At 71.3% G+C, this 20,297-nt stretch carries 23 protein-coding genes; 5 read left to right on the forward strand and 18 right to left on the reverse strand.

The window, feature by feature from the left end:
- Positions 1-244: 244 nt before the first annotated feature.
- The 6 genes from ACODTB_RS15755 to ACODTB_RS15780 form a co-directional block, all read right to left on the reverse strand.
- The gene (locus ACODTB_RS15755; RefSeq protein WP_291117151.1) at positions 245-604 is read right to left on the reverse strand and encodes a hypothetical protein; all 360 of its coding nucleotides are present in this window, start codon (positions 602-604) and stop codon (positions 245-247) included.
- 19 nt (positions 605-623) lie between these two features.
- Positions 624-1,268 carry a LysE family translocator gene (locus ACODTB_RS15760; RefSeq protein ID WP_291117154.1) on the reverse strand — a complete coding sequence of 215 codons (645 nt, stop codon included), beginning with the start codon at positions 1,266-1,268 and terminating at the stop codon, positions 624-626.
- A 120-nt stretch (positions 1,269-1,388) separates the two neighbouring features.
- The gene (locus ACODTB_RS15765) at positions 1,389-2,261 is read right to left on the reverse strand and encodes a class I SAM-dependent methyltransferase (RefSeq protein ID WP_291117157.1); all 873 of its coding nucleotides are present in this window, start codon (positions 2,259-2,261) and stop codon (positions 1,389-1,391) included.
- Positions 2,258-3,313, reverse strand: a complete 1,056-nt coding sequence (locus ACODTB_RS15770) for a glycosyltransferase family 4 protein (RefSeq protein WP_488929466.1) — start codon at positions 3,311-3,313, stop codon at positions 2,258-2,260. The genes ACODTB_RS15765 and ACODTB_RS15770 overlap by 4 nt, the downstream gene beginning before the upstream one ends.
- A gap of 3 nt (positions 3,314-3,316) precedes the next feature.
- Positions 3,317-3,739, reverse strand: coding sequence for a 6-pyruvoyl trahydropterin synthase family protein (locus ACODTB_RS15775; protein WP_291117163.1), 423 nt, complete (start codon positions 3,737-3,739; stop codon positions 3,317-3,319).
- Between the two features lie 31 nt (positions 3,740-3,770).
- Positions 3,771-4,775: a zinc-dependent alcohol dehydrogenase gene (locus ACODTB_RS15780; protein ID WP_291117166.1), complete on the reverse strand. Its 1,005-nt coding sequence runs from the start codon at positions 4,773-4,775 to the stop codon at positions 3,771-3,773.
- An 89-nt stretch (positions 4,776-4,864) separates the two neighbouring features.
- Here ACODTB_RS15780 and ACODTB_RS15785 point away from each other — a divergent pair, with 89 nt between their 5' ends.
- From ACODTB_RS15785 to ACODTB_RS15800, 4 genes are read left to right on the forward strand one after another with little or no spacing between them, the layout of a single operon-like run.
- Entirely contained in the window at positions 4,865-4,999 is a 135-nt protein-coding gene (locus tag ACODTB_RS15785; protein WP_488929473.1) for a hypothetical protein, read from the forward strand.
- The gene (locus ACODTB_RS15790; protein WP_291117169.1) at positions 4,996-5,775 is read left to right on the forward strand and encodes a CDP-alcohol phosphatidyltransferase family protein; all 780 of its coding nucleotides are present in this window, start codon (positions 4,996-4,998) and stop codon (positions 5,773-5,775) included. Before ACODTB_RS15785 ends, ACODTB_RS15790 begins: the two co-directional genes overlap by 4 nt.
- A 3-nt stretch (positions 5,776-5,778) precedes the next feature.
- Positions 5,779-6,396 carry a YceI family protein gene (locus ACODTB_RS15795; RefSeq protein ID WP_291117172.1) on the forward strand — a complete coding sequence of 206 codons (618 nt, stop codon included), beginning with the start codon at positions 5,779-5,781 and terminating at the stop codon, positions 6,394-6,396.
- Positions 6,393-8,096 (forward strand): sulfatase-like hydrolase/transferase, encoded by a 1,704-nt coding sequence (locus tag ACODTB_RS15800; RefSeq protein WP_291117175.1) that lies wholly within the window; start codon positions 6,393-6,395, stop codon positions 8,094-8,096. The genes ACODTB_RS15795 and ACODTB_RS15800 overlap by 4 nt, the downstream gene beginning before the upstream one ends.
- A gap of 6 nt (positions 8,097-8,102) precedes the next feature.
- Here ACODTB_RS15800 and ACODTB_RS15805 read toward each other — a convergent pair whose 3' ends face one another.
- The 11 genes from ACODTB_RS15805 to ACODTB_RS15855 all read right to left on the reverse strand — a co-directional run bounded on the left by ACODTB_RS15805 (position 8,103) and on the right by ACODTB_RS15855 (position 18,208).
- Positions 8,103-8,861: an FkbM family methyltransferase gene (locus ACODTB_RS15805; RefSeq protein ID WP_291117178.1), complete on the reverse strand. Its 759-nt coding sequence runs from the start codon at positions 8,859-8,861 to the stop codon at positions 8,103-8,105.
- A complete protein-coding gene (locus ACODTB_RS15810) occupies positions 8,858-9,907 on the reverse strand; it encodes an OmpA family protein (RefSeq protein ID WP_291117181.1) in 1,050 nt (349 codons plus the stop codon). Before ACODTB_RS15810 ends, ACODTB_RS15805 begins: the two co-directional genes overlap by 4 nt.
- A gap of 6 nt (positions 9,908-9,913) precedes the next feature.
- Positions 9,914-10,444 carry a hypothetical protein gene (locus ACODTB_RS15815; RefSeq protein ID WP_291117183.1) on the reverse strand — a complete coding sequence of 177 codons (531 nt, stop codon included), beginning with the start codon at positions 10,442-10,444 and terminating at the stop codon, positions 9,914-9,916.
- A gap of 121 nt (positions 10,445-10,565) precedes the next feature.
- Entirely contained in the window at positions 10,566-11,069 is a 504-nt protein-coding gene (locus tag ACODTB_RS15820) for a GNAT family N-acetyltransferase (RefSeq protein ID WP_291117186.1), read from the reverse strand.
- The gene (locus ACODTB_RS15825; protein WP_291117189.1) at positions 11,066-12,274 is read right to left on the reverse strand and encodes a PP2C family protein-serine/threonine phosphatase; all 1,209 of its coding nucleotides are present in this window, start codon (positions 12,272-12,274) and stop codon (positions 11,066-11,068) included. The genes ACODTB_RS15820 and ACODTB_RS15825 overlap by 4 nt, the downstream gene beginning before the upstream one ends.
- On the reverse strand, positions 12,255-13,151 hold the full coding sequence (locus ACODTB_RS15830; RefSeq protein WP_291117191.1) for a patatin-like phospholipase family protein: 897 nt from the start codon (positions 13,149-13,151) through the stop codon (positions 12,255-12,257). Before ACODTB_RS15830 ends, ACODTB_RS15825 begins: the two co-directional genes overlap by 20 nt.
- Positions 13,148-13,945, reverse strand: a complete 798-nt coding sequence (locus ACODTB_RS15835) for an anti-sigma factor antagonist (RefSeq protein WP_291117194.1) — start codon at positions 13,943-13,945, stop codon at positions 13,148-13,150. Before ACODTB_RS15835 ends, ACODTB_RS15830 begins: the two co-directional genes overlap by 4 nt.
- Entirely contained in the window at positions 13,942-15,282 is a 1,341-nt protein-coding gene (locus tag ACODTB_RS15840) for an ATP-binding protein (RefSeq protein ID WP_291117241.1), read from the reverse strand. Before ACODTB_RS15840 ends, ACODTB_RS15835 begins: the two co-directional genes overlap by 4 nt.
- 2 nt (positions 15,283-15,284) lie before the next feature.
- Entirely contained in the window at positions 15,285-15,665 is a 381-nt protein-coding gene (locus ACODTB_RS15845; RefSeq protein ID WP_291117197.1) for a response regulator, read from the reverse strand.
- A gap of 22 nt (positions 15,666-15,687) precedes the next feature.
- Positions 15,688-17,076 carry an ATP-binding protein gene (locus tag ACODTB_RS15850; protein ID WP_291117200.1) on the reverse strand — a complete coding sequence of 463 codons (1,389 nt, stop codon included), beginning with the start codon at positions 17,074-17,076 and terminating at the stop codon, positions 15,688-15,690.
- Positions 17,077-17,218: 142 nt separating this feature from the next.
- A complete protein-coding gene (locus ACODTB_RS15855) occupies positions 17,219-18,208 on the reverse strand; it encodes a Bug family tripartite tricarboxylate transporter substrate binding protein (RefSeq protein ID WP_291117203.1) in 990 nt (329 codons plus the stop codon).
- Between the two features lie 50 nt (positions 18,209-18,258).
- Between ACODTB_RS15855 and ACODTB_RS15860 the strand changes: the two genes are divergently transcribed.
- Complete coding sequence (locus ACODTB_RS15860) at positions 18,259-19,305, forward strand: LacI family DNA-binding transcriptional regulator (protein ID WP_291117206.1); 1,047 nt, start codon at positions 18,259-18,261, stop codon at positions 19,303-19,305.
- 13 nt (positions 19,306-19,318) lie between these two features.
- Here the strand turns inward: ACODTB_RS15860 and ACODTB_RS15865 are convergent, their stop codons facing one another.
- Positions 19,319-20,221: a LysR substrate-binding domain-containing protein gene (locus ACODTB_RS15865; protein WP_291117209.1), complete on the reverse strand. Its 903-nt coding sequence runs from the start codon at positions 20,219-20,221 to the stop codon at positions 19,319-19,321.
- Positions 20,222-20,297: the final 76 nt, after the last annotated feature.

The following is a 20,297-nucleotide window of genomic DNA, read 5'->3' on the forward strand; positions in this document are numbered from 1 at the left end:
TGCTGGCAGGGATCGCAGAAGGCCCATCGGCTGGCCTGCCATTTGAGCGCGGCCTGGCTCAGCACAAAGGCCGCCATCGCACCGACCCACCAGGGCCACAGAGGAACGCCGGCCAGGGACAGCCCAACGGCAACGGCGGCCAGGGCCGCAGCGAATGCCAGGAACTGCCGGCACCGCCGCAACTCCTCCCGTCTTGTGGGCGTGAAAGAAACAGGCCGCTGGCAGCGGCTGCACGACAACCGCTTCATGTGGGTCCGTTGGACGCCACGTCGGCGGCAGCGACCTGGTGTTCGACCCAGGGGTCCGAGGGAGCGTCCCGATGCCAGCAGCGCCAGCCATGGGTATAGGCGTGCTGGAGGTAGGGTCCTCGCAGCAGCCGAGGGACGTCTTCCCTCGCCTGCTCGCAGCCCAGGAGGTGGACGGCGCCGGCCCAGTTTTCAACCACCTGCGATGGTCGCCTGGCCAACTCGGCGTCGGCCAGGCTGGCCGCCTGCTCCACCGAGCCGGCGCGAACGAGAAAACAGGTGTCGGGGCCGTTGGGACCGCCGGTGAAGACGTCGTCCGAGTCGTTGCCCCAGCGGATGACTTCGTAGAGGTTCATCATGCAGCGCGTCGGTCCTTCATCAACGCGAAGGCCGCGACCCCATCGCCGTGAGCACGCCCAGGCCGATGAAGGACGTGCCGGCGATCCGGTTGCCCCAGACACCATGCCGTGCCGCGCGGCCCAGGCGCGGTGCGACCAGGCTGGCGGTGAGCACGTAGAGGATGTCGGTGCAGCACGCGATGGCCACGAACACGCCGCCGAGCGCCAGGGTCTGCAGCAAGGGGCTGGCGCCGTGCGCGTCCATGAACTGCGGCAGGAAAGCAGCGAAGAACAGGGTGGTTTTCGGGTTCAGCAGCGCCACCAGGAAGCCATCGCGGAAGACGCGCCGCAGGGGTTGCGACGGCACCTTGGGCGTGGCGCCGTCGGCCACCGGTGGCGGCGCCGTCCACATGCGCACGCCCAGGTACACGAGGTAGGCCGCGCCGGCCCACTTCACCACCGTGAAGGCCACCGACGACACGGCGAACAGGGCGGCCAGCCCGAGCGCGGCGCCCAGGGCGTTGGCGAGGTTGCCGAGGGCCACGCCCAGCACGGACGAAAGACCGCAGGCGCGCCCTTGCGCCAGGGTGCGGGCCACGATGTAGACGACGGCGGGACCGGGGGTCAGGGCCAGCACCAGGCTGGCGCCCACGAAAGCCAGAAGCAAAGGCGTGTCGGGAAGCATGGGAACTCCAGGAATCGGGATCGCCAGTATCGCCGCAGCCCGGAAAAAACTCGAGGATGTCGATGAACACGAGCCCGATCGCGGCCAGGCGCGCGCGTGCAGCGGCGGGTTGAGGGCCGGTCAGGGCAAGGCGAGCAGGTCCACATGGCCCACGCGCAGGCTGCCCGAGGTGGCCTTCGCGTGCCGCCGTTGCCGCCACGCTTCCAGCGCGGCGATGGACGCGGGCTCCTGCTCGCACGCGGCGTGGGCGATGCCGTCGACCAGCGCGCGGTGCAGCGCGCCGGCCTGTGCGCTTTCCAGGCTGTGGATGCGCCAGTCGCTGGCCGCGCTGAACACGCGGTAGCCGCTGCCCTGCAGCGCGCGGCGCAAGGCCGGCACGGCGGCGGCACCGAGCGCGGGGCCAAAGCCCTTGTCGCGCCGCTGGTGCCGGGCGAAGAGCCGGCCCACGGTCGAGTCCAGCGGGTCGCCCGGCTCCCAGTCGTGGCGGCCGTCCACGCTGAGCGTGAAGAGCATGGCCGCGCGCGCGCCCACGGCGTGAGACACCAGCCGTTGCAGCCAGTCGGCGCTCACGAGATCCAGCAAGGCCGACGCGGTGACGAGGTGGGCTGCGTGCCAGGGCAGCGTGTCCAGATGCCGCGCGAGGTCCAGTTGCCGGCAGACGATGGACGCCTCGAAACCCGGGCCGCTGGCGCCGGGTGGCCAGCCGCGCAGCAACGCGGCGTCGTGGTCCACCACCAGCCATTGCTGCGCTCCGCCCAGGCGAGGCGCGAGCCAGCGCTGGTTCGCGCCGGTGCCGCAGCCCAGGTCGATCACGCGCCAGGGTGTGCCCGCGGGTGGGGCCATGGCATGGAACCGCGCGGCCAGTTGCAGGTGCCTGGCGGCCTCGTCGCGCGCCGCCGTGTCGAAGGGTTCGCGCTGTTGCAGCCAGTCGGCGCTGAAGTGGGCGCCGCGGGCTGCGGAGCTTGCTTGGGAACGGCCCTGCGCGGCGCTCATGCCATGGCCTCCAGCACGGCCGCGTAGCGCGCTGCCTGCTGCGGCCAGGTGGGCAGCGCGGCGGCGGCTTCGCGCGCGCCAGCGCCCAGGCGCTCGCGCAGCCCGGCATCGGCCAGCACGCGCTCCAGCGCGGCCCGCAGGGCTGGCCCGTCACCCGCAGGCGCCTGCAGGCCTGCGCCGGGCGGCAGCGTGTGGGCCAGCGCCCCGCCGTCGGTGGTGACCACCGGCAGGCCGTGGGCGATGGCCTCGGCGATCACCATGCCGTAGCCCTCGTAGAGCGAGGGCAGAACGAAGACATCGGCCGCCAGGTAGTGCGCGCGCAGCGCTGGGCCCGGCAGCTCGCCGTGCCAGACGACGCGCTCGCCCAGCGGCGCGGCCAGGGCCTGCAGGCGCGCGGCGGTGCCGGGGTCGCGCTCGGCGCTGCCCACCAGGTGCAGCACCCATGGCAGTGGCGTGAGGCTGGCCAGCGCTTTCAGCAGCAGGGCATGGCCCTTGCGCGGCGTGAGCGTGGCCACGCAAAGCAGTTGCACCGGGCCGTCGCGCCGGGGGTTGGGCGGCGGTGGGAGCGACGGGTCGGTGCCCGGCTCCACCACGGCGATGCGCTCGGGCGGGACGCCCAGGGCGGCCACGTCGTCGAGCGTGCGGCGGCTGGGCACCACCACCTGCCGCACCAGTTGCAGGGCTTGCGCCTCGGCCGTGCGCAGGTGTGCGCTGTCCGCCGCGCTCAGGCCTGTTTCCAGGTGCAGGGGGTGGTGCACATGGGCAACCCAGCGCAAGCGCTGGGCATGCGGCCGGACCACGCGCGCCAGGGCGCCGAAGGCCAGGCCGTCGGCGATCACCAGCGCGCCATCGGGCAGGGCCGCGATGCGGGCCCGGGCGGCCGAGAGGTCGCTGTCGTCGGGCCAGGGCCAGGCGCCTTCCAGCACCTCGGGCAGCACCGTCCAGCCGTGCTCGCGCAGGGCGAGCGAGAGCCGGCGGTCGTAGGTGTAGCCGCCCGTGGGGATGTGCCAGTCGCCCGGCAGCAGGAAGTGGCAGACGCGCTGGCCGGGCATGGCTCAGACCGGCAGCGGGCCTTCGTACGAGGCCCAGGCCACGTGCGATTCGTGCAGGGTCACCTTCATCTGCCGCAGGCCGGCCGACTGCGCGGTGGGCAGCGCCTGCGCACCAAGCGCGCCGGCCGCGATGCGCACGGCGATGTGGTCGAAGATCACGCGCGCCAGGAACTCGGTCGTGGTGTTGCGGCCCTTGAACTCGGGCATCTCATCCAGGTTCTGGAAGTTGAGCACGGCCAGTGTCTCGCGCAGCACCTGCGTAGCCAGGCCGATGTCGACCACGATGCCGTCGGCATCCAGCGCCTCGCGGCGCAGTTCGAGGTCCACCACGTAGGTGGCGCCGTGCATGCGCTGGGCCGGCCCGAACACCGCGCCCTGGAAGCTGTGGGCGATCATGAAATGGTCTCTGACGTTGACGGCGTACATCGGTCGGGGGTCCTTTGAAAGGCGGGAAGGATCACGCAGGGTAGTCGATGCGCTGGCACAGGGTGTCGGGCGCACCGGCGCCGGCCAGCCGCGCGAGCACCTGCGGCAGCTCGGCGAAGGGTGCGCTGTGGGTGACCAGCGCGTCCAGCGCCGGCTCGGTGAGCAGCGAGAGCGCGAGTTCCAGGCGCTGGCGGTGGCTCCAGCGGTCGCGCTGGCGCTTGGCCACATGGCCTACCTGCGAGCTCTTGAGCGTGAGCCGCTGCGAATGGAAGGCCTCGCCCAGCGGCACGCTGACCGGGCGACTGCCGTACCAGCTGAGTTCGAGCACCGTGGCCTCGAAGGCCGCAAGCCGCAGCGCGGTGGCCAGCCCGGCCGACTGGCCGCTGGTGTGGATGACCAGATCGGCCTGGGCTTGCGCCGCTTCGGGCAGGGCAAAACCGGCACCGAGCGTGGCCGCGATGCCCGCGCGCGCGGGGTTCGTGTCCACCACCTGCACGCGGCCTTGGGGCAGGCGCGCCGCGAGCCAGGCCACCAGCAGGCCGAGCGTGCCCCCGCCCACCACGGCGATGTGCTCGCCTGGGTTGGGCTGGCCGTCCCACAGGGCGTTGATGGCGGTTTCCAGGTTCGCGGCCAGCACGGCGCGCGCGGCGGGCACCCCGGCGGGCAGCGGCACCAGCACGGACGCGGGCACCTGGAACACCGTCTGGTGCGGATAGAGGCAGAACACCTCGCGCCCGAGCAGCTCGGGCGGCCCGGCTTCGACCACACCCACGTTCACGTAACCGTATTTCACCGGGCCGGGGAAATCGCCCGCCTGGAACGGCGCGCGCATGCGCTGCGCCTCGCTGGCGGGCACCTCGCCCCGGAACACCAGGCCCTCGGTGCCCCGGCTCACGCCGGTGTGCAGGGTGCGCACGCGGGCGAAGCCTTCGGGAAGCGGTGGCAGGGTTTCGTCGCGGATCTCGGCGAGGCCGGGGCTGACCACCCAGCAAGCCTGGGCGGAAACGGCGGCGGACGGATCGGAGGCGATGGGCATGGACGAAGGGGGGGTGGTGTCGGCGGGGTGGGCGTAGTTTGACCCATCATCGCCGACACCACTGCCTGCCCCTGGTGGTGCCCGACCCCGTGAACGCCGTCTCGGCCGATTTCTTCGGCATCGGCTTCAACCGCTGCGCCGCCGCCATGGCGCCGGTGAACGAATCGGCGAATGTGGTGTCGGAAGGAGGCGCATGCCATGATCGCCGGAACCGCCCACCATGAAGACCACCGGAGCCTCCCTCGCCCCAGCCCCGGGCCTTGCCGGCCTGCGGCGTGACGCCGCGCGCGATCTGGCGGTGGTGGCGGCCCTGGTGGGCGCGCTCGCCAGCGCGCTGGGCGCGGCGGGCGGCCTGGGCCTGGACTACATGGCCAAGACCTGGCTGGTGTATGGCCTGGGCGCCTGGCTGGTGTGGCGCGCCCTGGCCCACCACCCGCATCCGCGTTTCGGCCCCGCCAATCGCGTGACCCTGGTGCGGCTGGGCTCAATGGCCCTGCTCGCGGCCCTGGTGGGCGAGGCCCTGCCCCGCCCGCCCCTGGCTTCAATGGCCCCAGCGGCCTGGTGGCTGGTGGTGATCGCCACCACCACGGCCCTGCTCGATGCGGTGGACGGCGCGCTGGCCCGGCGCAGCGGCCTGGCCAGCGCCTTCGGCGCCCGTTTCGACATGGAGACCGACGCGGCGTTCACCCTGGTGCTGTGCGCGCTGGTGCTGCAGGCCGGCCAGGCCGGGCCCTGGGTGCTGGCGTCGGGGTTGATGCGCTATGCCTTCGTGGGCGCCTCGAAGCCCTGGCCCTGGCTGGCCGGCGCCCTGCCGCCGAGCAAGCGCCGCCAGACGGTGTGCGTGGTGCAGATCACCGCGCTCATCATCTGCCTGGGGCCCATCGTGCCACCCTGGCTGGCGGCCTCGCTGGCCGCTTTCAGCCTGGCCTTGCTGAGCCTTTCGTTCGCCGTCGACATCCGGACCCTGGCGCGGCAGCGCCCCACCCTCACGGAGACCTGAGCCATGCGCACTTCTGCTTTCTCCTTTTCTTCCCTCCTCCTGCCACTGGCGCTGTGCGCCCAGCTGCTGGCCGCCGCGCCCGCGCACGCCCAGGCGGCCAAGTACGAGCTGGACCCGGACCACATCACCATCGCGTTCCTGGTGGACCACATCGGCTACGCCAAGGTGCTGGGCATGTTCCGCTCGGCGCGCGGCAGCTACCGCTTCGACGAGGCCACGGCCACGTTGTCGGACGTGCGCATCGAGGTGGAGACGGCCAGCGTCTTCAGCAACCAGCGCAAGCGCGACGAGCATCTGAAGGGCCCCGACTTCCTGAACAGCGGCGAGTTCCCGCGCATGGTGTTCACCGCCAGCAGCGCCAAACGCACCAGCGAGCGCAACTTCGAGATCAGCGGCCAACTGGAGCTGCTGGGCAAGTCGCAACCCCTCACGCTGCAGGCCACCTGGAACAAGAGCGCCGAGTCGCCCATGGGCGGCCCGCTGCGCAAGCCCTACACCATGGGCGTGTCCGCGCGCGGCAGCTTCAAGCGCAGCGCCTACGGCATGAACTACGCGGTGTCCAACGGCTGGGTCGGTGACGAGGTGCCGCTGATCATCGAGTTCGAAGCGGTGCGCCAGTGAGCGGCGCGCGCGCCGCGCCGCCGCGGTGGTTGCCGTGGCTGCTGCGCTTCGGCCTGGCGTTCGCGCTGCTCAACGCGCTGTGGACCTTCGAGAACCGCTGGCCGGGTTTCGGCGTGCGCACCATGCCGCGCCTGTCGTTCGAGCTGTGCCTGGCCGTGGTGGCGCTGATGGGCTGGGTGCTCTGGCGCGGCCGGCTCTCGGCGCGCGCGGCCACCGCGTTGTCCCTTGGCTTCGTCTTCCTGGTGCTGGTGCGTTACGCGGACGTGACGGCCCCGGCCGTGCTGGGCCGACCGGTCAATGTGTATTGGGACGGGCGCCACGCCGCCGAACTGCTGCGGCTGGCCGCCCAGACCCTGCCCGCTTGGCAGCTGCTGGGCCTGGCGCTGGCGCTGCTGCTGGGCGCGGTGCTGCTGGTGGGCCTGGTGCGCCACGCGATCTTGGTGCTGGCGCGGTGCCTGGCTTGGGAGCGCCCCCGGCCCTGGCTGCTGGCCGCCGTGGCCGCGTGCACGCTCAGTTTCGCCGCCTACGTGCCAGGTGAGCGCGACACCCGCTGGTTCTTCTCGCTGCCGCTCACACCCACGCTCGTGCACCAGGGCCAGTTGCTGGCGCGCGTGGCCCGGCCGGCCTCGGCCGAGTCGGTGCTGGGCGCGGGCCCGGCCTTCGACGGCGATCTCTCCGGCCTGATGGGGCCACGCGGCCCGGCGGACGTGCTGCTGGTGTTCGCCGAGTCCTATGGCACGGTGAGCTTCGACCGGCCCGAGCAGGCCGCCGGGCTGGTGGCGGCGCGCGCAGCGCTGGACGGAGCCATCCACGCCGGCGGCCGCACCGTGGTCAGCGCGCGCGTCACCGCGCCCACCTTCGGCGGTGCCTCGTGGCTGTCGCACGCCGCGCTGCTGGCCGGCGTGGACACCAGCGACCCGGGCGACCACGACCTGCTGCTCGCCAGCGACCGGCCCACGCTGGTGCGCCATTTCGCGCGCCATGGCTACCGCACCGTGGGCTGGATGCCCGGCCTCAAGCGCCCCTGGCCCGAGGGCGCCTTCTACGGCTTCGACCGCCTCGCGAAGGACGCCGACATGGGCTACACCGGACCCGACTTCGGCTACTGGCGCATTCCCGACCAGGCGGCGCTGGCGCTGCTGCACACGCAGGAACTCGCGCCCACCACGGATCGCGCGCCGCGCTTCGTGGTGTTTCCGACCACCAGCACGCACGCGCCGTTTCACCCGCTCGCGCCCTTCGTGCCGGGCGGCTCGCTGCGCACCGGCCCCCAGACCTACGGCGCAGCGCAGGCCCTGGCCGCGCAGGCGGCGCCGCTGGCGGTGCGCGAGCCCCTGCCGCCCTACCTGGAGAGCCTGCGCTACCAGCACGCCTGGCTGGCGGACTACCTGAAGCAGCGCTCGGCGCGACCGCTGGTGATGGTGGTGGTGGGCGACCACCAGCCGCCCGCGCTGGTGAGCGGGCCCGCGGTGTCGTGGGACGTGCCGGTGCACGTGATCAGCGAGGACCGCGCCCTGCTGCAGCGCCTGCTGGGCAACGGCTTCGCGCCCGGCCTCACGCCGCCGGCGGAGGCGCTGGGGCCGATGCAGCGGCTGACCGAGGTGCTGCTGGCGGTGTTCAACGCGCCCGGGGCACACGAGGTGCAAGGCTTCGAGCACGTGGGCGCGCCCGCGAGCAGCGCGCCGCACACCGGGTCCTGAGGCGGCTCAGGCCACGAGCCAGGCGTGCACGTCGCCCGAGGGCGCGTCCGCCGGCAAGGCGCACAGCCAGCCGCGCATCGCCTCGGCAACCTCGCCTTCGGGCTGGAGCAGGTGCTGCCGCTCGCCCAGCGACGCCGCATAACGGTAGCGCCCGGGCCCGGCCAGGGCTTCGAGCCGGTCGATGCAGCCCAGCGCCACGTCGCGCACGGCCGGCACGAACTCGAAGGACAGCGCCGGCAGGGGCTGGCTCAGGCCCATGAGCACCTCCAGCTCGAAACCCTCTACATCGATCTTCACGAAGTCGGGTCGCCCATGGGTGGCAATCAGCGCGTCCAGCGTGGTCACGGGCACGAGTGGCCCGGCTTCCCAGCGCACACCGCGGAACGACGGTGCCGCGCCCGCGCGCCGCACAAAATCGGTGGAAAGCGTGGCCACGGTGGGCGTGCGCGGGCTGGCCATCAGGCGGGCTTCGCCGGGCGCGCGACCCAGGGCCTGCGGCAGCAGCGCCACCTGCGCATCGTGACCGAAGCGGCGCCCGAGCAGCCGCACGAAATCGGGCTGCGGCTCCAGCGCGACCACGCGCGCGCCGAGCTGGCGGAACGCCGCCACGCGGTTGCCGGCATGGGCGCCGACGTCGAACGCCAGACCACCCACCGGCAGGAAGCGGCGGTAGAAGCGCCGCAGCTGCGCGCCGCGCCAGGGGATGGCGCGGTACACGAGGAAGGAGCGCAGCAGGCCGAGCGGACGGTCGATCGCGCGGCTCATCGCGGGCGCTGGGGGGGCAAGGGGATGAGGATCATCTGGACGGTCCGGTTGGCCGGGTTCTCGGTGTCCTGCGCCGTCAGCGCCGGAAGGTCTTTCTTCGCCAGCGGGGCCACGAAGATGCGGGCCGCGCCAATGCCGCCCTGCTCGCGCAGCAGCTCGGCCACGCTGCGGGCGCGGCGCATCGCGAGCGCGTCGTTGAGCGCATCGCCCCCGACCGTGTCGGTGTGGGCCACGATCAGGACACCCACGTCGGGGTGCGCACGCAGGTGGTCGCGGGCCTTGTCGATGTCCGCCACGGCCTGCCGCGAGAGCTCGGCCTTGCCGGTCGCGAAGAGCACCGGCGGCAGCACCGGCAAGGGGTCGGCCGCCCCCACCGGCGAGGGGCTCGACGGCAGCACCACGTAGACCGTGGGCGCGCTGGCCGCCTCCTTCTTCGGCGCGTTGGAGGCCACCGCGAACACGGCGATGGAGATGATCGCCGCCAGGCCGGCCCAGAAGACGGTATCGATGCCTCTGGACACGCGCACATGCAGGCGCGTGAACGCGCTCCAGTGGTTGACGGCCGCCAGCGCGTCGGCCAGGCGGTCGTACTCCTCCTTGCGATCGACCTTCGTGGTGTCGGCCTGGTAGTGCTCCCAGGCCATGCGCTTCTCTTCGATCAGGCGGCTCACCGAATCGATGCGCGGGCTGTTCGGGTCGTTGGGGTTGCGCTTGGGCAGCAGCTCGTCCTTGCGCCGCGCGAACTCGGCCTGCACGGCGAGGATCTCGGGGTCCTGGGTGGTGTCGATCAGCAGGTTGGTGTACGCCAGATCGGGCGTGAGCACGAACAGCAGGCGGCGCACGGACCAGCCCAGCAGCAGCAACGACACGAGCAAGGCCAGCGAGGCCACGATCCAGCGCGGGCTGAACAGTTCGAGCGAGCCGTAGCCGGAAAACGGCGCACCGGCCAGCAGCACGCCGGCGATGCCGCCGAACACAGCGATCAGCGTCTTGACGTTGTCGCGCAGGCTGGCCTTGGCGACGACATAGGGATCGGCGGCGGCCATGGCGCCCTACTCCAGCGGATCGTTGTGCCAGAAGCGCAGCACGTCCAGGCCCAGGTCCGGCTCCTTCAGCAGCTTCTGCAGCCGGCCCAGCTCATGGCTGGCGTCGGGCGACGACAGGGTGCCGACGTCCACGTCCAGCACCGTGATCGCGCCGAAGCGCAGGGGCTTCACGCGCGTCACCCGCTGGCGCACCAGGCGCTGCAGGCTCTCCGGGTCCAGGCCCTTGAATTCGGCAAGCTTCCAGCGCTCGATGCCGGCGACCTCGACCACGAAGAGCTCGCGCGCGTCGAACGGCTCCTGCGTGCTGGATTCGATGAACATCACCCCCGGCGGCGTGGCCGGTTCGGGTGCGGGCGGCCTGGGCGGTGGTGGCGAGGGGGATGCCACCGGCGAGGGCGCGGGGGCCGGGCTGGCGGCGGGGCTGGGTTTGGCGCTGCCCCCGCCATCGCCGCCACCGGGGAGCTTCACTTCGATCCAGTCCCGTCCACACTGGATCTGAATCGTGCCGTACGGTGTGAAGGTGTATTCGATCGACATTCCGCGTCCCTCCTCAGGCACTGGAAGTCACGGGGATCCCGGCCGCCGGGGTCCCCTGACACAGCCTGTCGCAGAATATCACCTTCGTTTGCAAATGCACACCCAGGGCGGCCGGCAGACCTCAGGTCAGCAGACAGCTGACCCGCTCGACGCCCCGGTCGGGCGGCTCGTCGAAACCGGCCTCCAGGCCGTGCTTGCGCATGAAGGCGAGCATGCGCAGGTTGATGTCGAGCACGTCGCCGTAAAGATGGCGCAGACCGGCCTCGCGCGCGCCGGCGATGAGGGTGGTCATCAGGCGGCTGGCCACCCCGGAGCCCTGCCAGCCGTCGAGCACGCTCAGGGCCAGCTCGGCGCTGCCTTGTTCGGCATCGACGACGAACCAGCCCGCCTCGCCGATGATTTCCTCGCCGTCCGGGCCCCAGATGCAGGCCACCCAGGCCGCGTGCCGCACGCCGTCGGCGTTGACGAGGTAGGCGATCAGCTTGGGCGAGGCGCCGTTCACGCTGCCGTGGAAGCGGTTGCGGCGCGAGGACCCGCTGAGTCCCAGCACGAAGCCCTGCATGGTTTGCGAGTCTTCGGTGCGCACGCGGCGCACGAAGACGGGCGGCCTTGCGGTGGGCGTCATGGGCCGACCTCTTCCATGGTTTCGCGCGCCAGGCCGAAGAGCGTCACGTCGTCGTGCGGCTCGAAGCTGCCCACGTGGGCCGCCAGCCGCGCGCGCACGGCATCGACCAGGGCCTGCGCCGAGCCGGTTTCGCGGGTCAGCACCTGCCCCAGGGCCGCTTCGCCCAACGGCCCCGACGCGCCGAGCGCGTCGCTGGCGCCGTCGGTGTACACGAGCAGCCGGGCGCCGGGCCGCAGAGTGAGGGTCTGCACGGTGCAGCGCCGGCCGGCCTCCAGCCCCACGGCCGGGCCGGTGGTGTCCAGGCGCACCGGGGCTTCACCGGGTGCCTGCTGGACATAGGGCGCCTCATGGCCGGCATTGAGGTAGTGCATGCGCCCGCTCCCCGGCTCCAGCAGCGCGAAGAACACGGTGGCGAACATGTTCTCGTGCCCATGCACGGTGGCGATGTAGTCGTTGACGAAGGCCACGCTGCGCACCAGCGTCTGCGGCAGCGGCTCATCGGGCGCCGCCTGGGTGGCCATGGCGCGCAGCAGTGTGCGAAACAACGCCATGTAGAGCGCGGCGCCCACGCCCTTGTCGCACACGTCGGCCACCACGCAGGCGAGCGCGCCCCCGGGCAGCGCGTAGGCGTCGTAGAAATCGCCGCCGACCTGTCGGGCCGGCGTGCAGCTCGCGCCCAGCGACCAGCCCGGCAGGCACGGCAATGCCATCGGCAGAAAGCCCAGCTGGATGCGCTGGCCGATCTGCAGCTCGCGCGACAGGGCCTGCAGCAGCTGGCTCCTGTGGTCCTGCAGGCGCTTCTTGGCCAGCGAGGACTCGATGCGCGCCTGCAGCACCACCGGGTTGAAAGGCTTGGGCAGGTAGTCGTCGGCGCCCAGCTCCAGGCAGCGCACGACGCTTTCGGTCTCGTCGATGGCCGAGACCATCACCACGGGCAGTTGCGCCGACTGCGGGCTGGCCCGGATGCGGCTCAGGGTTTCGTAGCCGTCCATCTCGGGCATGGTGATGTCCAGCAGCACCAGGTCCCAGTCCTGCCGCTCGAGCTGGTCCAGCGCATCGCGCCCGTTGACGGCAATGCCCGCCTCATGGCCCAGGCGCTGGATGCGGCGCGCCAGCAGGTCGCGGTTGAGCGCCAGGTCGTCGACCACCAGGATGCGCATCGGCCGCTCCAGCGGCGCCTGCGGCTCAGGCCGCGAGGGGTTCACGGCGTTGGCGCTCCGCGTCGAGCAAGGCATGGAGGTACGGCAGCTGCTGCAAGGCGGCCTGCTCGCCCTCTTCGATCAGGTACGGCACCTTGGCGGTGTCGAACAGGCCCACGCGCTGCTTGAACTCCGGCAGGATCAGGATCATCTCGGAATGGTGGGCCGCGCTCTGGAAGGCCAGGCGCGACTTGAGCAGGTTGTTCGCGAGGATGGCGCTGAGCTGCGCCGCGAAACGCCCCGCGCTGCGGATGTTGTTCTGGTACGGGCTTTCGAAGCCCACCGCCACGATCACGCGGCCGCCGTTCTTCATCGCCACGCTGACCGGCAGCGGGTCGGCCATGTAGCCATCGATCAGCAGCCGGTCGCCCAGCTTCACCGGCGCGAACGCCAGCGGCAGCGAGGCGCTGGCGCGGATCGCCTCGACCAGGTCGCCGCGCGTGATGTCCACCAGCTCACCGTTCAGGAAATCGGTGGCGGTGATGTGCAGCGGGATGGGCGTGTCCTCGATGCGCTGTTGCCCGAAGACGGCGCGAAAGGCGGCGAGCATCGGGGCGTCGTCGCGCAGGCCGAAGCTGTCGGGCCGGAAGCCGAACAGCCGGGGCGCCAGCAGGCGCAGAAAGCCCATGTGGTTGCGCCTGGAGGTGATCTTGCGGGTCCAGGTGCGCACGGTGATGTCGGCCATCTTCGCGGCGTCGAACCCCATCGCCACCCCGGCCGCGAACAGCGCGCCGCCGCTGCAGCCGACCACGCGCTCGATGCCGATGCCGGCATCGGCCAGCGCCTTGACCACGCCGATGGCGGCGGCGCACTTGACGCTGCCCGAACCGATCACCAGCGTGACCGCCGGGCCCTGCGTCGATGGCGCGGCGCGCGGCGTCATGCGGCCTCCTTGAAGCTGTCCACCGCTTGGCGCACGTCGGGGAAGATGTTCAGGATGCTGGTGAAACCGGCGATCTCCAGCACCCGGTTCACCTGGGGCTGCACGGCGGCCACGCGCAGGTCGCCACCGGCGAGGCGGCAACTTTTCACCGCGCCCAGCAAGGACCTCAGGCCGGCGCTGCTGGTGTAGTTCACCAGCGAGAAGTCGGCCACCAGGCGCACATGGCCCTGGTCCATGGCCTGCGCGAAACGCTGAGCCAGCTCGTCGGCGTTGAGGCTGTCGATGCTGCCCGTGATGGCCAGCACGGCGATCGTGTCGTGGGGTGTGAGGGTGATCTGCAAGCGGTTCTCCAGGGGTCGGTGGGGTGCGGGCGGCACCAGGTCTTTTTCGATGGTGAAGACGTTGCCCAGGCGCGGGTGGCGCTGGTAGCGCTGGCGGTGCGAGAGCTGCCGGATCAGGTGCACGCCCAGGCCACCGGGCGCACGGGACTCGGCGGCGGCCGTGGTGTCCGGGGGCGCGACAGACATGGGGTCGAAGGGCCGGCCCTGGTCTTCCAGGGTGAGCACGATGCGGCGGGAAACACCGTCCTGCACGACGCGCGCCTCCAGCGCGAGCGGACCGGCCTGCCCTGCGGGATAGGCGTGGTGCATGACGTTGACGCAGGCCTCTTCGACGATGAGCTGAAGGTCGTGGCAGGTGGCGTCGTCGATGCGCTCGCGCTGGCACAGGTCCGTCACCAGGGCCAGCAGCGCCGGCAGCTGGGCCGGTTCCGCCGGGCACTCGAGGCGGCTCATGCGCCGTGCTCCGGTGGCGGGACCGGCTGGGGCAGCCAGGCGGTGAAGCACGACCCCTGGCCCGGTGTGCTGGTGACCTCGATGTCGCCCCCCATCAGGCGGCACAGGCGGCGGCTGATCACCAGCCCCAGGCCACTGCCGCCGAAGGCGCGCGTGGTGCCTTCGTCGGCCTGCAGGAAGGGTTGGAACAACTGGCCGATCTCTTCGGCGCTCAGGCCGATGCCGGTGTCTTCCACCTCGAAGCGCAGCATGGGCGCGCCAGGCTCGCACTCGCGCGTGAAGACGCGCAGCAGAACCTGACCCTGCGCCGTGAACTTCGCGGCGTTGGACACCAGCGCGATCAGCACCTGCCGCAGGCGCAGCGCGTCCGCATGCACCAGCACCAGGCCGGGCTGCACGTCCACCTGCAGGCGGTTGCCGTTGGCGCTCAGCAGCGGCTGCACGGCCGCCTCGACGGAGGACAGCAGGCCGCGCAGGTCGGCCTCCTCCAGGTTGAGCCGGATCCGGTTGGCGTCCAGCCTCGTCAGGTCGAGCACCGCGTTGATCATCGCCAGCAGGTCCTTGGCCGACCGCGTGATGCGGCCGAGGTCGGCGCGGGCCTCGGGGGTCGTGCTGTCGGCCAGCTCTTCTTCGAGCAGCTCGGCATAGCCGATCACGGCGTTGAGCGGTGTGCGCAGCTCGTGGCTCATGTTCGCCAGAAAGGCGCTCTTGGCCTTGTTGGCCTGTTCGGCTTCCTCCCGCGCCTGTTCGAGGTGCACGGCCTGGGCCTCGATCTCGCGGTTGCGCTCTTCCAGCGCCGCGCGCGTGCGGGCGGTGCGCTGGGATTCGGCGTAGATCGCGTGCCCGAACAGCGAGAGGTAGATCGCCGCGGCCACGGCCGACAGTGCGATCGTCATCAGCGAGGTGTCGGGGCGGAACTCGAAGCCGTTCGCGGCCGCGCCCGCCGCGATGCCGATCACCATGGCCACCACACCACGCACCGCGTGGCGACCGCCGCCCGAGCCGAGGTTGGACGCGTGCATGGCGCCGCCCAGCGCGACGATGATCCAGGGGTTCAGGCCCGAGAGCCCGCCATAGACACCGATCAGGAAAGAGTCGATCAGCAAGGCGCGCATCTCGCTGCGCCGGCTGTCGCTGGAACGGCAGCTCAGCCAGTAGGCGATGTGGGGCCATGTCAGCATGACCGCCAGCGCCCACCACAGCGTGGCCGGCGGCTGCATCGCAAAGACCGAGCCGAGCAGCAGGCCGGCGGCCAGGTGCGCGCCGATGCGCACCGGGTAGTTCACGCGCACCCCGCCGTACAGGCGCCGGGGCTCGGGCAGGCCCGGCAGCGCCATCGTCACAGCGGCCCCTCGATCCGCGCCAGCAGCGCGTCGATCTTGCCCAGCAGGCGGTCGAGTTCGATCGGCTTGGTGTCGAAGTCGTCGCAACCGGCGTCCAGCGCGCGCTGGCGGTCCCCTTCCATGGCGTGCGCGGTGAGCGCGATCACCGGAATCGCGCCCAGCTCTGGGTGGGCCTTGAGGCGGCGCGTGGCCTCCCAACCGTCCATGACGGGCAGACTCATGTCCATCAGGATCAGCGCCGGCCGGGTGCTCGCCGCGGTGCTCAGGGCGTGCGAGCCATCGAAGGCCATCACCACCTCGTGGCCGCGCCGCAGCAGCCGCCGCGACAGCATGTCGCGGTTGAGCTCGTTGTCCTCGACCAGCAGGATCCTGGGCATGGGCGTCTCCAGTGCTTGTGGGTCAATCCGTGGCGGAGGTTTCGGCCAGAGGCAGGCGGGCGACCACGGTCGCGCGGAACAGGCTGCCCTCGCCCGGGGTGCTGGTGGCGGTCACGTCGCCTCCCATCAGCCGGCACAGGCGGCGGCTGATGGCCAGGCCCAGGCCGGTGCCGCCGTACTTGCGCGTGGTCTCGGCATCGGCCTGCACGAAAGGCTGGAACAGGCGGCCCAGTTGCGAAGGGGTCATGCCGATGCCGGTGTCCCGGACCTCGAACACCACCAGGGCGCCGCCCTCTTCGTCCAGCCCGCGGGTGGTTTCGATGAGGATGCGGCCGTCCTGGGTGAACTTGGCCGCGTTCGACACCAGGTTGATCAGCACCTGCCGCAGCTTGGTCAGGTCGGACTGCATGCGGCCCAGGCCCTGCGCGCAATGCACCTGCAAGGTGTTGCGGTTGGTGGCCAGCAGGGGCTGGGTGGTCGAGACCACCTGGTCCAGCAGCTCGGCCAGCTCGAAGGACACGACGTGCAGTTCGATCTTTCCGGCCTCGATCTTCGAGAGGTCGAGCACGTCGTTGATCATCTGCAGCAGGTGCCGCGCAGCGCCCTTGATGCGGCCCAGGTCGGCCAGCTCGGCATCGAGTTCACCCCGGTCGGAGAAGTCTTCCTCCAGCATCTCGGTGTAGCCGATGACGGCGTTGAGCGGCGTGCGCAGCTCGTGGCTCATGTTCGCCAGGAACGCGCTCTTGGTGAGGTTGGCGGCCTCGGCCTGCTCCCTCGCCTGCTCGGCCGCCAGCCGCGACAGCTCCAGGTCCCGCTTCTGTTGCTCGATGACCTCGTTGCGCGCACGAAGCTCGCGCTTGGCGCCGATGGCCTGGCGCGTCTGGAAGTGGGAAGCCAGGCCGAACGCGGCGGTGTAGGCCACCACGGCCAGCGCCGTCATGGCCTGCGCCAGCAGCGACACCGGCAGCACCTCGAAGCCCGCGCCCGCCCCCGCCACCAGCACGCCGAGCACAAAGCACCCGGCGCCCATCAGCCCCAGGCGCAGCCCGCCGATGCTCAGGTTGGCCGCGTTGATGGCGGTGAACGAGACCACGCCGATCCACAGATCGAGGCCGGTGAGCAAAGTGAACACGCCCATCAGGAAACTGTCCACCAGCAGGTTGCGCTGCTCGGCGCCCTTGCTGTCGCGCGAGCGGCTGGCGATCGCATACGCCAGGTGCGGCCACAGCACGGCAATCGTGCAGATCAACGCGAGGGTGCCGGCGGCGATGGGCCGCAGCTGCAGCACCGACAGCGCCACGGCGGCACAGAAGCCATGCCCGCCGATGCGCAGGCCGTAGTCCAGGCGCACCGTGGGATGCACGCGCTGCGTCGGCTCGGAGATCGGCAGTTCTGACGAGACGGTGCTCAAGGCGAAGCCCGGTGGTTCATGAAGCAAAACCCTCCCTGCCCTGCGAGAGACAGGGTCGGCCTGGATTGTAATACGTATTATGTCTGGGGTTCAACCGATCGACCGGCGCGCGGTGCGCCGCCCGTTGAAACGGGTTCGACGTTTACAGAGGTTTCACGCGCGCGGCCTGGGCCAGGGCCTGCAACTTCACGGTGTCGGCCGCGTAGAAGCGCGCGGCCTCCGGCAGCGACATGCGGGGTGGCACACGCCCGCCGACGGCCTGCACGGCCTGGCCCACGTCCGCGCTGCCCAGCGCCTCCACGACAACGCGGTGCAGGCGCGCGCTGAGGTCTTCATCCATCGCGGCGGGCACGAGCACGCCCACCCAGATGCTGGGGTGGCCCACCTCGGGCGCGAGCCGGCTTTCGTCGAAAGTCGCGGCGTTGGGGAACCGGTCCAGCCGCTGCGCGGACATCACACCCAGCACCTTCATGCGGCCATCGGCCACCAGGCTGCCCAGCAAGGCGTCCACGGGCAGCACCGTGAAATCGATGGCGCCGCTGCGCAGATCGGCCAGCATGGGCATGCCGCCACGGTAAGGCACGTGCGTGGCCTGGATGCCGGCGCTGGACAACAGCCGCTCCGTCACGAGGTGGAACAGCGAGCCCTGCCCCGTGCTGCCATAGCTCATGGGCCGCTCGCCACCCTGGCGCGCCAGGGCCACGAGCTCGTCCAGGTTGTTGGCCGGCAGGTCGGTGCGCGCGTACAGCGCCAGCGGCGAATCGTTGACCAGGCCCAACAGGCGAAAGTCCGTGGGCTTGTAACGGACGGCGCGCAGCGTGAGCGGCGCCAGCACGGTCTCGGAGGGCGACCCGATGAAGAGCGTGGAGCCGTCGCGCGCGGCCGCCAGCAGGCGGTTGGCGGCGATGGAGCCACTGGCGCCGGTGACGTTCTCCACCACCGCGGCGCGCCCGAGCCCCCGGCCCAGCGCGGGGGCCACGGCGCGGGCGAAGGCATCGGTCACGCCGCCGGCGGGTTGCGCCACCAGCACGGTGAGCGGGTGCGCGCGCGCCTGGGCCACACCGAGCGGCATCGCGGCGAGCGAAGCCGCCCCCATGCCCGAAAGAGCGAATGCGCGGCGCGAAAGGTTCATGGGGAATGGCGTGCAAAAATGGCAACAAGCATTATGGATGGCAACCCAACATGAAGAAGCCCAAGAATGGCCCGTCAGCGCCTGCGGCTCCCCAGAAACGGCCGACGCAGCGCGACATTGCGCAGGCAACCGGCCTGTCGCAAACCTCCGTGTCCCTGGTGCTCAACGGCGTGGAGCCGTCCACCGTGTCGGCGGAGGCACGCGAACGCATCCAGGAAGCGGCCAGGCGGCTCGGCTACGTGCCCAACCGCATGGCCCGCAACCTGCAGTCCGCGCGCACGCGCACGCTGGCCTGCATCGTTCCCGACATCACGAACCCGACCTATCCGGCCCTGATCCGCGGCTTCCAGTCCGCCGCCGATGCGGCGGGTTACGACACCATGATCTTCGACACCGACGGCACGCCCGAGCGCGAGCAGCGGGCGCTGCAATGGCTGTCGCAGGGGCATGTGGACGGCGTGATGGCGGTGTTCTTCCACGTGCAGGAAACCGAGCTGCTGAAGGCCACGCGTGGGCGCGTGGCCGTGGTGCAGATCGAAAGCCAGGCGCACAAGCCATCGCGCACCATCGACAAGCTCTACATCAACAACGCGGCGGCGGCGCAGGCCATGACGCAGACCCTGATCGACAAGGGCCACCGGCGCATCGCCCTGCTGTCCGCCCCGCTGGGCCCGGGCGCGCAGCGGCAGCGCGGCTTTCGGGCGGCCATGCGGCAGGCCGGGCTGACGGCCCGCACCATCGCCGCCGATGACTTCACCCAGGCCGCTGGTGCGCGCGCGATGGTGGCCGAACTCGCGGGCGGCGACTTCCGCTGCAGCGCCGTCTTTGCCGCCAACGACCTGCTGGCCATCGGTGCCATGTCGGCCTTGCGCGCGGCGGGGCGGCGCATTCCCGAAGACGTGGCCGTGGCGGGCTTCGATGACATTCCCGTGGCCCAGTTGCTGCAGCCGCCCTTGACCACGGTGCGCCGATCCGAGCTGTCGATCGGCCGCATGGCGGCCGAGCTGCTCATCGGCCGGCTGAACGGTGCCGAGGCGGCCGAGGCGGGCCGCAATGTCGAACTGCCTTTCGAACTCGTGCTGCGCGATTCGGCCTGAGGCGTTGGCGGCGTCAACCTCGAGGAAATCTCTGCAGATCGGCCACCATCAGGCCCGTGAACTCTTCGGTCATCCGAGAGCGGCTGACGTGCTGCGGGTAGGCCATGAGCACCTGCACAGGGCAACGCGGCGCGAGGGGCGCCACGTGCAAGTCCCGCGCAAACACCGAAGCCACGTAGGGGTTCACGATGCCGATGCCCGCCCCCTCGGCGGCCATCAGGCAGATGGTGAACGAGTAGCTGGTGGCCACCCGCGCGCTGACGTCCACCCCGTGCGCCTGCAGCAGGCGCTGGACCTGGACCTGCGATTCGTCGTCGGCGTTCAGGGTGAGCAAGGACTGCCCTTTCAGGTCGCGCACATGCACGCGCGGCCGCTGGGCCAGCGCATGGCCCGGCGGCATCACGCACACCATCGGGGCCTGATGCAGCACGGTGCCGTCCAGCTCGGGATGGGCCTGGGCGGCCGTGGACAGCACGGCATCGAAGTTCCCGTGCAGCAGGCCTTCGCGCAACTGGTGGGCGCTGGTGGTCTGCAGGTCCACATGCGCGTGCGGGTGGCGCCGGCAGAACTCGCCGATGACGCGCGGCAGCACGCTGAGGCCCAGCGCGGGCGTGCAGCCGATGCGCAGCGAACCGGAGCCGGACTTGCGCAGCTGGGCCACATGCTGCTCCACCCGGTCCAGGCCCAGGAACTGGCGCTGCACGAAGTCGAACAGCTCCCTCGCCTCCTTGGTGGGCACCAGCCGGCCCTTGGTGTGGTCGAACAGCTTGAGGCCGGTGGCCATGCCGACCTGGGACAACAGGCGGCTGACGGAGGGCTGGGTGGTGTTGAGCACGGCGGCCGCGGCCGTGGTGGTGCCGGTCTGCATGACGGCGCGGAAGGCTTCGATTTCGCGGAAATTGAGGGGTCTTGGCATGGCTGGGGTGTCGGTTTCACCCTATACCAGCATCGCATGGCGTACTCGCAAGAATGAATTATTCGGAATGATGCCC

The organism is Hydrogenophaga sp. FG152 (genome assembly GCF_057809615.1).